General features: G+C 65.1%; 11 protein-coding genes. 3 read left to right on the forward strand and 8 right to left on the reverse strand.

Annotated elements, in window-relative coordinates; translation table 11 throughout:
• Window positions 1-278 precede the first annotated feature (278 nt).
• Window positions 279-1,091, forward strand: coding sequence for a helix-turn-helix domain-containing protein (locus QRN25_RS08105; RefSeq protein ID WP_285018546.1), 813 nt, complete (start codon window positions 279-281; stop codon window positions 1,089-1,091).
• 139 nt (window positions 1,092-1,230) lie between these two features.
• Here the strand turns inward: QRN25_RS08105 and QRN25_RS08110 are convergent, their stop codons facing one another.
• Window positions 1,231-2,571 carry an amidohydrolase family protein gene (locus tag QRN25_RS08110; RefSeq protein WP_285018549.1) on the reverse strand — a complete coding sequence of 447 codons (1,341 nt, stop codon included), beginning with the start codon at window positions 2,569-2,571 and terminating at the stop codon, window positions 1,231-1,233.
• 240 nt (window positions 2,572-2,811) lie between these two features.
• Here QRN25_RS08110 and QRN25_RS08115 point away from each other — a divergent pair, with 240 nt between their 5' ends.
• Together QRN25_RS08115 and QRN25_RS08120 are read left to right on the forward strand one after the other, a co-directional pair.
• Window positions 2,812-4,998 carry an acyl-CoA dehydrogenase family protein gene (locus QRN25_RS08115; protein ID WP_285018552.1) on the forward strand — a complete coding sequence of 729 codons (2,187 nt, stop codon included), beginning with the start codon at window positions 2,812-2,814 and terminating at the stop codon, window positions 4,996-4,998.
• A gap of 11 nt (window positions 4,999-5,009) precedes the next feature.
• Window positions 5,010-5,831, forward strand: a complete 822-nt coding sequence (locus tag QRN25_RS08120) for an enoyl-CoA hydratase/isomerase family protein (protein ID WP_285018554.1) — start codon at window positions 5,010-5,012, stop codon at window positions 5,829-5,831.
• A gap of 30 nt (window positions 5,832-5,861) precedes the next feature.
• Here QRN25_RS08120 and QRN25_RS08125 read toward each other — a convergent pair whose 3' ends face one another.
• The 7 genes from QRN25_RS08125 to QRN25_RS08155 form a co-directional block, all read right to left on the reverse strand.
• A complete protein-coding gene (locus QRN25_RS08125; protein ID WP_285018556.1) occupies window positions 5,862-6,581 on the reverse strand; it encodes a TetR/AcrR family transcriptional regulator in 720 nt (239 codons plus the stop codon).
• A gap of 6 nt (window positions 6,582-6,587) precedes the next feature.
• Window positions 6,588-8,069, reverse strand: a complete 1,482-nt coding sequence (locus QRN25_RS08130) for an aldehyde dehydrogenase family protein (RefSeq protein WP_271183471.1) — start codon at window positions 8,067-8,069, stop codon at window positions 6,588-6,590.
• 35 nt (window positions 8,070-8,104) lie between these two features.
• Window positions 8,105-8,842, reverse strand: coding sequence for an SDR family oxidoreductase (locus QRN25_RS08135; RefSeq protein WP_285018557.1), 738 nt, complete (start codon window positions 8,840-8,842; stop codon window positions 8,105-8,107).
• A gap of 113 nt (window positions 8,843-8,955) precedes the next feature.
• Window positions 8,956-9,402, reverse strand: a complete 447-nt coding sequence (locus QRN25_RS08140) for a nuclear transport factor 2 family protein (RefSeq protein ID WP_285018559.1) — start codon at window positions 9,400-9,402, stop codon at window positions 8,956-8,958.
• 3 nt (window positions 9,403-9,405) lie between these two features.
• Window positions 9,406-11,109: a class I adenylate-forming enzyme family protein gene (locus QRN25_RS08145; protein ID WP_285018560.1), complete on the reverse strand. Its 1,704-nt coding sequence runs from the start codon at window positions 11,107-11,109 to the stop codon at window positions 9,406-9,408.
• 24 nt (window positions 11,110-11,133) lie between these two features.
• The gene (acuI, locus tag QRN25_RS08150; protein WP_285018562.1) at window positions 11,134-12,117 is read right to left on the reverse strand and encodes an acrylyl-CoA reductase (NADPH); all 984 of its coding nucleotides are present in this window, start codon (window positions 12,115-12,117) and stop codon (window positions 11,134-11,136) included.
• A 236-nt stretch (window positions 12,118-12,353) separates the two neighbouring features.
• Window positions 12,354-13,034 (reverse strand): TetR/AcrR family transcriptional regulator, encoded by a 681-nt coding sequence (locus QRN25_RS08155; protein WP_036524500.1) that lies wholly within the window; start codon window positions 13,032-13,034, stop codon window positions 12,354-12,356.
• Window positions 13,035-13,131 lie beyond the last annotated feature (97 nt).

The following is a 13,131-nucleotide window of genomic DNA, read 5'->3' on the forward strand; positions in this document are numbered from 1 at the left end:
CGCCCTGATTGAATTGACCAGCCCCTCCACCGACCGACACAGTTTACCGGCCTTTTCCGCGCCATCAGCTCGGCTCGACCGGCGGAAAACCGCGCTCGTCTCTCTTTCAACGTTCGTATACAAAAAGGACGCTTGATGAACATCGTTGTTGATGCTAACCAAAGTCAGCAAAAAACGAGAATGACTCAGTTATCTGGGATTACGACTCGGGGATTGAGGCAAGCTCGACGCTAACGATCGAGTTCATCAACCACGCGAGAGGGAAGGAGAGAGACCTCATGGCTGGCAAGGCAACGTCATCGAACAAGGCAAAGATCGCACGCCGGGTGATCGAGGTACTGGAGTACTTCGACGACGCGCACCGCGAAGCGACCGTCATGGATATCGTGCGCCGGTATAACCGGCCTCAGTCGAGCACCTCGGAACTGCTGTCGAGCCTCGTAGAACTGGGTTTGCTGCACAAGGACCCCTACTCGCGTGCCTACAGCCTTACCCCGCGCGCGGCGCTGATCGGCACTTCCGGCCAGCCGGAACTGGTGCGTGACGGCCGTATCGTGCGCCTGATGGATCGTCTCGTTGCCCAGACCGGGCTTTCGGTGGCACTGCATTCGATGGTCGGTCTCGACGCGCAGATCGTGAACTGGCGCCATGGGCCCCGCGCGCCCGCTGCCACCCGCGAACTGGCTGGCGGCGTCAAGGAGCCTCTGGCACGCAACGCGCCGGGTTGGCTGATGCTGTCCACCGTCACCCGCCAGCGCTGCGAAGGCATGGTGCGCCGCCTCAACGCCGAAGCAGGGGAGCAGGACAAGTTCGCATTCTCGGAAATGATGGCCCGTATCGACGCCTGCCGCGATCCGCGCCACCTGTTCGGACCGGCCGGCTTCTCCACGGGCGCCGATGCGCTCAGCGGCCTCGTCCCGCGCCAGCCAGAAGGGCACCCGCTGGTCGTCAGCATCGTCTACGGCAAGGATGACAAGGTGAACCCGGAAGCGTTGTTCCAGTGCCTGAGCGACGCCATGCGCGCGTGCCTGCCCGATCCCGTGGCCCATCACCCGCAGTCCAGCGTGGAGCAGTTCTCGCACGCTGCCTGAATTCACACTTCCCAACGGGAAAGGGCCTCGCGAGCACGTCTCGCGGGGCCTTTTCTTTTGTTTGCCATCCATCGTCCCGAATTTTCTCCAGGACGATGCCTCCCTTCACGCTTGTCGTTTGCTCACATTTGTCGTTTGCTTACGCCTCCTGTCCGGCCATGCGGCCGAGACGATCGGTGTCCTCGTGGCGCCTGAACATCTTCATGATGTCGCCCGATGTGACCGGCCGCACTTCGCCTTGCTCCAGCGGACGCTCGCCGAGCGAGGACTTCGGGCTCGTATCCACGCCTTGTGCCGCTGCCCTGGCCCGCAGAGCGCCGACGGTCAGGTCTGCTCTGGCGTGATGCTTGAACGGATCGAAGCGGAACCAGCGCATGGCATTTCCGTGCGTGATCTTGTCGATCTGTACGTTGGTCAGGTGATTTATCGTCGGCCAAAGCCTCTCCGGCACCTCGGGCCAGAGCGTGTCCGAGTGCGGATAATCGCATTCGTAAGCAATGTTGTCCTCGCCGATGAAGCCGATGTTCTGCAGGCCGAAAGCATCGTCGATGAAGCAGTTCAGGAAATGACGCCGGAACATCTCGCTGGGCTTCAGGTCCTGGAAACGCGAATGCGTCCAGTACTTGTGGCGCGAGTTGGAGAAATCGGCCCGCTCGGTGAAGTAGGGCACCCAGCCGATCGAGCCTTCTGACAGCGCGATGCGCATGTCCGGATACTCGTGCAGTGCCTCCAGTTGCAGCCAGTCCGACGCCGCATAGGCAATCGTCATCGGCATCGTCGAAATCCATGCCTCAATCGGTGTCTCCATCGATGCATGCGGCGCCGGATTGCCGCCGCCGATGTGGATGCAGATCGTCATGTCGAGATCGGCGATCGCCTTGTAGAACGGCTTCCAGTATTCGTTGTGGATGCTCGGCAGGCCCTGGCAGGTCGGGTTCTCGCTGATCGAGACGGTGTGGCAGCCCTTGGCGCTCACGCGCTTCAGTTCGGCGATCGTGGCGTCCATGTTCCAGGTCGGCAGAATAGCGCAGGGTATGAAGCGCCCGGGATGCGCGCCGCACCATTCGTCGATGTGCCAATCGTTGTAGGCGCTGACGTGCTTCACCGCCAGATCGCGGTCGGGCACCCGGTGCAGGCGCCCTCCGGCGAAGTCAAACACCGAGCCGAAGTTGAGCGAGGCCGCAACGCCGTTGACGTCCATGTCCTTCACGCGCTCGTCCACCATGTAGACCCCTTCGCGAAGCTGGTCGAGCGAGGTCGGCTCCATGCCGTATTCCTCGAAGGGCCGCCCCACCACGGCATTGAGCGCAACCGAAGCGAAGCTTTGTCCCTGATAGACCCAGACGTCCTTGCCGTTCTCGTCCTTGACCATCTTCGGCGCGGATTCGAGGAGTGCGCCGGACAAGTGGTTCCGGAACATGTCGGGCGGTTCGCTGATGTGGTCATCGACGCTGATGATGACCATGTCGTTCATTTCCATCTCTCGTCTCCCGTGAGTGCGTTCGCCGGTGCTTCGCCCCGCTTGTCTTATTGCCGTCGAGACTATCGCTCCCACGCCCCGCTAGCCACTCGCGAGCCCGAGCCATCGCTTGTGCGATTGCCCCGTTCCTTGTCATCCGCATCGTGCCCGCGATTGCCGCCGAGGCCGGATTGAACGCCCTTCCAACCTGTGTTCAGGACCAATGGTGAAGGAAAACGATAAGCTCCGGGAAAGCCTGCCATGAACTTCGATCTCACTGACGAACAGGAAATGATGCGCGACACATTCGCGCGCTTTCTCGACGAGCATTCCAGCACCGTGCGCGTTCGCAAGGCACAGGAGACCGATGGCTTCGATGCGGCGCTGTGGAGCGGTCTGGCCGAACTCGGCGCCTTCGCCATGCGCGTGCCGGAGGATGCGGGCGGCATGGACCTGGGCCTGTTCGACGCGGCACTGTTGATGGAGGAGGCCGGGCGCACGCTCGTCTCCGGCCCTCTGGCCGAAACGCTGGTGTCGGCACGCCTGCTCGCTCAGCTTGGTGGCCAGGACGATCTTCTCGAAGCGACGATCGGCGGTGAGTCGGTCGTGACGATCGCCATGCAGGATGCTGCGCAGCATTCGAAGCAGTGGATCGCCGGCGGAGCAGTGGCGAAGGCGGTCGTCGCGCGGCGTGGCCGGGATGTCGTGCTGGTAACACCTGCGGGTGCGAAGGCCGAAGCCAACCTGGCCACCACGCCGATCGCGGAGATCGATCTTGCCGCAGGCGAGACGATCGTGCTCGGCTCCGGCGAGGAGGCGCTAGCCCTGTTCGCCGCCGGGCTGGAGGAGTGGAAGCTCTACATGGCGGTCGCGCTCTCCGGCATCGGCCGGCAGGCGCTGCAGATGGCAGCCGTCTACGCGGGTGAGCGCAAGGCGTTCGGCCAGCTCATCGGCACCTTCCAAGGCATCTCGCATCCCCTCGCCGACCTGCTGTGCGACGTCGATGGCGCCAAGTTCCTTGCCTGGAAGGCGATCCGCGGCATCTACGACGGCTCCGACGCGGCCGCCGCCACGATCTCGCTCGCCTACTGGTACGCCTGCGATGCTGCGGCACGATCGGTGGCGCAGGGCCTGCACACTTTCGGCGGCTACGGCTTGTCGAACGAATACGACGTACACCTCTACAACCTGCGCGCAAAGGCATGGCCACTGGTCGCCGGCGACCCCGCACTCGCTCTGGAAGAAGCCGGACGCCGTCTTTATGCCGGAGAGACGGTCGCCCTGCCCGCTTCTGGCGAGGTCCCGCTCGATTTCGATCTCGGCGACGAGGCTCGCCAGGTCTGCGCCGAGATCGCCGAGTTGTTCGCCACCAAGGTTACGCAGGAACAGAAGGCCAGGTTCCACTATTCCTGGGAAGGCTACGTGCCTGAGGTTCACAAGATGCTGGCCGAGCACAACCTGCTGTTCCCCGGCCTGCCCGAGCATCTCTCCGGCCGCAATATCACTCCTTACGCACGCATTGCCGCGATGGGCGAGATGGAGCGGCAGGGCTACAACACGCCGGGCGCCAATGTCGCGGCGATGGTGGCGATGATGATCGACAAGTACGGGTCGGACGAACTCAAGGCCGAGGTCCTGCCCAGGATCGTCGGCGGCGACGTGCTGTGCTCGCTGGGCTATTCGGAGCCCTCGTGCGGCTCGGACGTCTTCGCCGCACAGTGCAAGGCGACGCAACTGGACGACGGCTCCTGGCGCATCGACGGCACCAAGATGTGGACCAGCGGCGCCAACCTTTCGAGCTACGTGCTGATGCTCACGCGTACCAATCCCGACGTGGCGAAGCACAAGGGCCTGACGATGTTCATCGTCCCTCTCAAGACCGAGGGCGTGACGGTGCAGGCCGTCCACACCTTCCAGGACGAGCGCACCAACATCACCTTCTACGACGGCGTGGTGATCCCCGATTCGTGGCGTCTCGGCGAGATCGACGGCGGCACGAAGACGATGAGTGCAGCGCTGGAACTGGAGCACGGCGGCGGCTTCTCCAAGGTCATGAAGGCCATGATCGAGGCGGCCGAGGAAGTGACCCGCGAACTCGGCATCGACGGCGAGGTGCGCACCCAGTGCCGCCTTGCCCGCAGCGTGGCGCACTTGTGGATATCGGACATGCTGACCTACCGCGCGCAGTGGTCCAGCATCGAGAAGAAGCCGAACCATGCCTTCGGGCCCATGTCGAAGATGTACTCCTCCGAGAAGTTCCTCAGCGACAGCCGCGACCTGCTAGACCTGACGGCACCGCTCTCGCTTTCCAAGCGCGAGGGGGCAGTCGCGCTGCTCAACCAGTGTTACCGTCACGCGGCGGGCACGACGATCTACGGCGGCACCAGCGAAGTGCACCGCTCGATGGTCGCCGAACGCGGGCTCGGCCTGCCGCGCACTCGCGGTTGAGGGAGATAACAATGACCGAAGACGCACCGCACCTTCTGACCGAAGAAATCGACGGCATTCTCGTCGCCACGCTCAACCGGCCGGACAAGCTCAACGCCATCAGCCGCGAGATGATGGACCTGCTCACCGAAGCCGTGCTGCGGCTACGCGAACGGGCGGACCTCAAGGTCATGCTGATCCGCTCGGCCGGGCGCTACTTCAGTTCAGGCGCGGACTTGCGTGGCGGCAACCGCAACATCGTGTCCGAAGCCAACGTCGCGGCGAACTCCGCCAGCAAGGTGCGCGAAAACCATCGGCTCAACCTCAACAACATGCAGCAGCTCTGGGACGAGATGGAGCACGTCGAGAAGCCCATCGTCGCGGCGCATCACGCCATGTGCGTGGGTGGCGGGCTGGAGATGAGCCTTTCGTGCGACTTCCGCCTTGCCGCGAAGAGCGCGGCCTATGCCTTCCCGGAAGGATTGTTCGGCGTTCTGCCCGCTTCGGGCGGCGTCTCACGACTGACGCGGATCTGCGGGCCGCACTGGGCGCGCTGGCTGATCATGGCCAACAAACCTGCCAGCGCCGACATGGCCTTCACCATGGGGCTCGTCCATCAGGTCTTCGAGGACGCGGAGTTCGAGGCGGAGGTGATGGATTTCTGCCGCCACCTGGCGAATCAGAACGGCGAGCAGATGGGCGCCGCCAAGGTGGCGATCGAACTGTGCGCCGAAGTCGGCCGCGATTCCGCGCGCCATGTCGAGCGCATGGCGAACAGCGCGCTGATGCTGAACCCCGACTACATCGAGGGCATGGAAGCCTACCTCAAGGGCGTTGGCGGAAAGGGCAAATGAGGTCCGATTCCTCCCCCGGTGGGGGAGGATTTATCTGCGCGCATCGCTGATCGCAAATTCCATCAGCCTTGCGCCGGGCACCAGATAGCGATCCTCACTCATTTCCGGCTCGATACCGACGAGCTTGCGCAGCTCGCGGTCGGTCACCAGTGTCACGGAACGCTCGATGCCGATCATCACCATCGTTGCCATCGAGGTATGGGGTCCGAGACCGACCGGTTCGTCGCTCATCTGCCGCACGAGCAGCGCGATGATCGGACGGCTACTGCGGATACGATGCGCCATCATGCGCGCATCCTGCTGGTCAGCCAGCGCATTGCGCAAGTGCAGCAGCCGCGAATGCCTTGCCCAGAAACCATGGTAGGCGCGCACGAAGGCATAGCAGCGCGCGTAGAGTTCCTCGTCCGCCCAGCGCTCGCGCGCGAGCGAGAGGTAATCGTTCTCCGCCGTCGCCATGACCGGGTCGAGCACCGCCAGCAACAGTTCGGTCATGTCGGTGAAGTAGTTGTAAACCGAGGTCATGCCCAGCGACGCCCCCCGCGCTACGCGGGCGAGCGTCACCGGCTCCTCCGAATCCTCGATCAGTTCGATTGCCGCAGCCAGGATACGCTCGCGCGTTACCCTGCCCTTGCGGCCGAGGCGCTGCCCGTTGAGGTTGTGGCTGACCGCCGCGCAGGCCGTGGCAACTGCCGCCGCAAGCGCCGGCGGCAGTGTCGCAAGGTGCTCCGTCTCTGCAACCTCTCCGGGCATCGCGTCTCAGGCGGCTTCCACTTGCCCGACCGGCCAGGCGAGCAGCTTGACGTCGGTGAATTCCTCGATGCCTTCCAGACCCCATTCGCGGCCCATGCCGCTGGCCTTGAAGCCGCCGAAGGGAATGTCGCCGGCGATGCACATGCCGTTGTTCACGCTCATCGAACCGGTGCGCACCTTGCGCGCAATGTTGATCGCGCGGTCGTGGCTACCCGAGACGCCGCCCGAAAGGCCGTAGGAACTTTCGTTGGCGATGCGGATGGCATCCTCGTCGTCCTCGTAGGGAATGACGACCAGAACGGGGCCGAAGATCTCTTCCTGAGCGATGCGCATGTCATTGGTAACGTCCACGAAGCATGTCGGCTCCACGAAATATCCGCCGCCCTTGTCCGGACGGATGTTGCCACCCGCAAGCAAGGTCGCGCCTTCCTGCTGGCCTAGGTCGATGTAGCTCTTCACCCGCTCCATCTGCCGCTTCGACACGACGGGGCCCATGATGTGCGCCGGGTTTTCGACGTCTCCCCAGTTGTCGCCGAAGTTGCCGTAGGCGCCCTTGAGGATGGCCTTGGCCTCTTCGTAGCGGCTTTGCGGAACCAGCAGGCGCGAATGGACGGCACAGCCCTGCCCGGCGTGGAAGACCAGCATGGTCATGCCCACGTCCATCGCGAAGTTGGGCGCATCGTCGAGCACGATCTTGGCCGACTTGCCGCCCAGTTCGAGGAACACCCGCTTCAGCGTCGGCGCGCCCTGCTCCATGATGCGCTTGCCCACGCCGGTGGAGCCGGTGAACGAGATCAGGTCGACACGCGGATCGGTAACCAGCATCTCGCCTGCCAGCGCCGCATCGGCACCGAACACGACATTGATGACGCCATCCGGGAAGCCTGCCTCCGCTGCCAGCTCACCGAAGATCGCGCCCATGCCCGGAGTATCCGGCGCCGGCTTGAGGATCACCGTGCAACCGGCCAGCAGCGCTGCCACGACCTTGCCGATGTTGACGTAGAGCGGCACGTTCCACGGCGTGATGGCGCCGACGACGCCCACCGCCTCGCGCACGCCGAGGCGCTTGTGGATCATGCCGAAGGCTGGCTTCTCGCCGTAGTCCTTCTCCCACTCGAGCTTGTCGAACACGGCCATGTAATCGTCCCAGCCGTCGATCGCCATGCCGACATGGGCGCGGCCCACGGCGCCCTGCGCCGCGCCGGCCTCATGGATCGCCAGTTGTGCCAGGCGGGGGCGTTCACGCTCGAACAGTTCGCGATACTTCTTGACCAAGGCGACGCGCTTTTCGACGTTGGTGGACCAGTCGGTCTCGTCGAAGGCGCGGCGGGCGGCGGCGATCGCTTCGTTCACGTCGGCGGCAGTGGCGTCAGCCGCCTTGCCGACGGGCTCGCCGGTCCAGGGGCTGATGACGTCAAAAGTAGCGCCTCCGGTGGCATCGCGCAGCTTGCCGTCGATATAGAGCCGGGCTTCGGGAAGAGTGGTCATGTCATGTCCTTCAAGAGAGGGTCAGGCCCGGATGGTCAGATCTTGCGCGCGCCGATCGAGACGTGGCTGACGCGCACGTCTGGCGGCAGGTCGATCACCGCGCGGAACACGGAAGTGGGCGACGCGGAATGCGAAACCGGCCGCGCGCGCAGGTCCAGCCCGTTCTTCGCGCAGCCCATGTGGAACCGCATGGCGGCATCGCGGTCCCAATTCGGCGAGGACTTGCCGTCATCGTACATCGGCCCGGCGCGCAGCAGGGCGACGCGGATCCCGGATTCCTCCAGTTCCGCCTCCAGCGCGGTTGTGAACATCTCCAGCCCCGCCTTGCTCGACTGGTAGAGCGAGAGCATCACGAACGGCACAGCGACGGACTCGCTGCCCACGTTGATAATCAGGCCGCCGCTCTCCATCATCGGGATCGCCGCACGGCAGCAGTAGATCGGCCCCTTGAGATTGGTGTTCAGGATGCTGTCGATCTGCTCGTCGGTCGCCTCGGCCACGGTGAATGGCTCGTAGATTCCGGCATTGTTGATCAGGACGTCGATTTTCGGATGCGCCTCGGCGATCTGCGCGAAGGCGGTGCGTACCGAGCCCGCATCGGCGACGTCGCATTCGATCGCCAGGGCCGGCCCGCCCAGTTCGTCCGCAAGGGCCTGCACCTTGGACAAGGTGCGGCCGAGCAGGATCACGGTTTCACCCTCACTGGCGAAACGCTGCGCCAGAGCCTTGCCGAGGCCTGCTCCGGCACCTGTGATGACGATGGTCTTGCCCACGCTTCCTCCGCTCCCTTCGCCGCCCGCTACATGCAGGTCGGCTGCTTCGGAGAGTACCATAGCGGCTCGCTCTGGCCCCGCCTATCGCCGGACGACGCGCCCCAGCGATTACATCAGAGTGATGACGCCCGGCTGCCGATGTGAGAACCGGGCCGCTCGATCTCGAGGATCAGCCGCGTCAGCACCTGCTCGGCGATTCTCCACCCTCCGGGCGTGCGCACGCAGGTCTCGTGATAGTGGCCATAGCCGGTGAGCGCGAAGTCGCCCTTGATGACCCGGTCCTGCATCGCCCATACTACTTGCGCCCGGTCGCCGAAGATGGCGATCTCGGGCGAATGAATCTGGTGCGCGGTCCGGGCGTTCGCCAGCGCCTCGCTGACCTGCGCGACGAAACGGTCGCGGCCCTGCTCCCGGGTGCCGCCGCTGGCTGTCGTGTCGAGCACGCAGTCCTCGGTGAAAAGCTGTTTCCAGCCCTCCCAGTCCTTCGTGTCGAGCAGGCGGCAATAGGCGGCCTTGAGGTTGCAGAGGGCGAGCCAGTCGGCGAAGTCGGGCTCGCCCACCGCTCAGGCGTCCGCCAGCCGTTCCGCTGCCAGCTTGCGCAGTTCGGCGGTCTTGATCTTGGAGCTGCCGGTAGTCTTGAGATCGTCCTCGGCGACGAAGAGGATGCGGCGGGGCAGCTTGTAGCTGGCCAGCTTCTCCTTCGCGAAATCGCGGATCGCCTCGGGACTGGGGCTGGTTCCCTCGACCGGCACGATGCACGAGACCACGAGTTCGCCTAGCAGTTCGTCGGGCACGCCCACCGTCTGCGAGACCTTCACTTCCGGATGCGCGCGGATGACCTCGTCGATCTCCAGCGGAGAAACATTCGCGCCGCCGGTCTTGATGATGTCGTTGAGGCGGCCTTCCCAGAACAGGCGGCCCGCTGCGTCCACATAGCCCCCGTCTGCAGTGCGCAGGAAACCGTCGCCGTCGGTCGAATCGCCCAGCGGGATGCCGAGGTAGCCGAGCATCACCGTCGCCCCCTTCACCGCGATCTCGCCGCGCTCGCCCAGCGGCATCGTCGCGCCGGTCAGGGGATCGACGATCTTGATCGTGGAACCTGCGGTCGGAATCCCGTGAGACTTGCCCGCGATCGCTTCGGGGGTGCCCGCCGGATAAACGGTGATGAGCGTGAAGGTCTCGGTGTTGCCGTAAGCCTGCCCCGGCTCCCGCCATGTTGTCGTCACGGTGGGCTGGCGGGCAATCGGCATATTGGCATCGACGTAGACCAGCGCAGACAGATCGATGTTGTTATAGTTCGGCGCGGCCTCAAGTTGCGGCCACTGGTGCGGCCAGGCGAGCGCCATGTTGGCGCGCTCGGCCGCCATCAGGTCCAGCGCCTCGGCCGCGTCGAACCATCGCTGCAGCACCAGCGTCCCCCCGCGCGAGAGCGTGCCGCCCAGCGCGCAAGCGAAGTTTCCCGACCAGAAGAAGCCGTTGGCCGACCACGTGCGGGCGGGGCAATCGTCGCTGATCGCGTACCACTGCGGCCAGCGCCAGAGTTGCAGGCACACCCCGCGATGGGCGCTGAGGATGCCCTTGGCCTTGCCGGTGGAGCCCGAGGAGAACAGCAGGATTCCCGGATCAGCGGGCGAGACCGCATCGGCGGCAGCGAGCACTAGGCCCTCGTCCACCGCCTCGCCGCGCGCACGGAAGGCGCCGAAGGTCTCGATCATGCCATGCGGCGCATCGCCGTCGATCATCGCCGCGTAGCGCAGGAACGGGAACTTGCGCGAAGCCAGCGCGCCGGGCTTGGCGGTCATGACCTCGGGCTCCAGCCCGGCCAGCATCTCGGCGAAGTCCTTCTTCAGCACCGAGCGTTCCAGCAGCAGCACCGATACGCCCGAGGCTTGAAGCACCACTTCCAGCTCGGACGGCGTGAAGAAGGTGCTGATCGGTGTCGCCACGCATCCGGCCAGCGCCGCACCGAACACGGCGGCGAGGAATTCGGGGCGGTTGGTCATCAGCACGCCCACGCGCGTGCCCTTGCCGGTGCCGAGCGTCAGCAGCGACTTCGCCACTTCCAGCGAGCGGGCGTAGAGATCGTCGTAGGTCCAGCGCACGACCTCCCCGCCGAGGTGGATCACCGCAGCCTCGCGCGGGCCGTAGCGCCCGGTAACCTCGCGCACGTAGCCGCCCAGCGTCAGCGCGCCGATACCCTGCTCCTCGCCGAGAGGAATGCCGTGGACGACCGAAAGGCCGTCCACCACCTTGACCGAAGCCATCATGCCGTCCTCTCCGTTATGCCGACGTCAAGCGTTCACGTCGACGATGAAGCGGCCCTTGACCTCGCCCGACATGAACTTCTTCGCCGCTTCCACCGCGTCGCCGAGGCCGATGGTCTGGCCGATGGTGTCGAGCGCGGCGGGATCGAGGTCCTTGGCCAGACGGTCCCATGCCTTCAGCCGCTTGGCCCTGGGCGCCATGACGCTGTCGATGCCGAGCAGTGCCACGCCGCGCAGGATGAAGGGCATCACGGTCGCGGGCAGGTCCGCGCCCTGTGCCAGACCGCAGGCCGCCACCGCGCCGCCGTACTTCGTCTGCGCGCAGGCATTGGCGAGGGTGAAGCTGCCAGCCGTATCGACGACGCCAGCCCAGCGCTCCTTCTGCAGCGGCTTGCCCTTCTCGGCCAGTTCGGCGCGGTCGATGATGGTTTCGGCACCCAGCGCCTTGAGGTAGTCCGCCTCGCCCGGCTTGCCGGTCAGCGCGGCGACCGAATAGCCCAGCTTCTTCAGGATCGTGATCGCAACCGAGCCAACGCCGCCGGTTGCGCCGGTGACGAGCACCTCGCCCTGATCCGGGGTCACGCCGAAATCGACCAGCGCATCGACGCACAGCGCCGCCGTGTAGCCCGCCGTGCCGATTGCCATCGCCTGCGCCGGGGTGAAGGCCGAAGGCAGCGGCACCAGCCAGTCGCCCTTGAGGCGCGCTTTCTGTGCAAGACCGCCCCAGTGGACTTCGCCCACGCCCCAGCCGTTGAGGACGACGGTGTCGCCCGCTTTCCACTCGCCGTGGCTGCTCGCGGTCACGGTGCCGACGAGGTCGATGCCGGGCACCATCGGGAACTTGCGCACGACCGGCGAGGCGCCGGTGATCGCGAGGCCGTCCTTGAAGTTGAGCGTCGAGTAGGCGACGTCGATGGTCACGTCGCCTTCGGGCAGCGCGCTTTCGTCGAGCTGCTGCAGGCCGACGGTCTGGCCCTGTTCGGTCTTGTCGATGACGATGGCGGAAAACATCTCTGGCGAACTCCCTCTTCGGCCCGATACGGGGTCGAACTCGCCTGCCGTGCTGACGGGTTCGGACCCCATGCGTCAATGCCGGCGGGACATGGCATCGCGGAGGCGAAATGGAAGTGGCTCGCCGAGGGGGCTTCGACGAGCTCAGCCTGAGCGGGAATTGAGAGGTTTACGTTACGTCCGCTCACCCTGAGCTTGTCGAAGGGTCAGGCACGGCCTGTCGAAGCCCCCTCGCGCTAACCTCGACCGCGAGACTGCGCAGCCCCATCCTCCGCCGCCAGCCGCGCCGCCACTTCGGGAAAGCGCGAGGCGTTCATCGAGCCGTACATCGAGAGGCGCAAAATCTCGTGACTGAAGCGCTTGGTCAGCGCGTTGCGCTCCTCCTCGTTCGCGGCATGGGCGCGCGCGAAGATCGGCCAGAAGAACACGCCGGCAAGGTTCATCACCGAGAACACCTCGGCATCGATCCCGGGCATCGCCAGCTTGGTATCGGCGAAGCGCTGGAGCGATCCCGCATACTCGCGCCAGAACGGGTCCTGGCTGGGGTCCGGCGAGGCCAGCACCTGCTGCAGCCAGACGCGGCAGATTTCCGGGTTCTCCATGGCGAAATCGCACAGGCGGTCGGTGAGCGCGGCGGTATCGACTTCCTCGACGCGGCGGTCGCCGATCGTCTCCGGATCGCCGAACACGGCGCGGAACAGCTTGTCCGAGACCCACTGGATCGTCGCCTCGATCAGCTTCTCGCGCGTTTCGAAGTGCTGGTAGGCAGTGCCCCGGTTGACGGCCGCCAGATGCGCCACGGCTGAGAGGCTTACCCCCTCCAGCCCGTCCTTGGCGAGCAGGTTGCTGGCCGCCTCGAGGATCGTCTCGCGCGTCGCGATCGGGTCCCTGACCCTGCGCCTGGTCCTCGCTTCCATGTCTGCCCCCGATTACCCGTAAAAAGGGGCGGCTATAGCGAGGGTGTCACTGAACAGCAATGTTGACTGAGATGTGATACACAATCGATAGCAAAAT

Source organism: Novosphingobium sp. fls2-241-R2A-195, assembly GCF_030209485.1.
Taxonomy (GTDB): Bacteria; Pseudomonadota; Alphaproteobacteria; order Sphingomonadales; family Sphingomonadaceae; genus Novosphingobium; species Novosphingobium resinovorum.

Coding starts and splice junctions, on each gene's coding strand:
- QRN25_RS08115 (WP_285018552.1), top strand. CDS start 2,812: ATGAACTTCGATCTCACTGACGAACAGGAAATGATGCGCGACACATTC.
- QRN25_RS08125 (WP_285018556.1), bottom strand. CDS start 6,581: ATGCCCGGAGAGGTTGCAGAGACGGAGCACCTTGCGACACTGCCGCCG.
- QRN25_RS08145 (WP_285018560.1), bottom strand. CDS start 11,109: ATGATGGCTTCGGTCAAGGTGGTGGACGGCCTTTCGGTCGTCCACGGC.
- QRN25_RS08155 (WP_036524500.1), bottom strand. CDS start 13,034: ATGGAAGCGAGGACCAGGCGCAGGGTCAGGGACCCGATCGCGACGCGC.
- QRN25_RS08105 (WP_285018546.1), top strand. CDS start 279: ATGGCTGGCAAGGCAACGTCATCGAACAAGGCAAAGATCGCACGCCGG.
- acuI (WP_285018562.1), bottom strand. CDS start 12,117: ATGTTTTCCGCCATCGTCATCGACAAGACCGAACAGGGCCAGACCGTC.
- QRN25_RS08120 (WP_285018554.1), top strand. CDS start 5,010: ATGACCGAAGACGCACCGCACCTTCTGACCGAAGAAATCGACGGCATT.
- QRN25_RS08130 (WP_271183471.1), bottom strand. CDS start 8,069: ATGACCACTCTTCCCGAAGCCCGGCTCTATATCGACGGCAAGCTGCGC.
- QRN25_RS08110 (WP_285018549.1), bottom strand. CDS start 2,571: ATGGAAATGAACGACATGGTCATCATCAGCGTCGATGACCACATCAGC.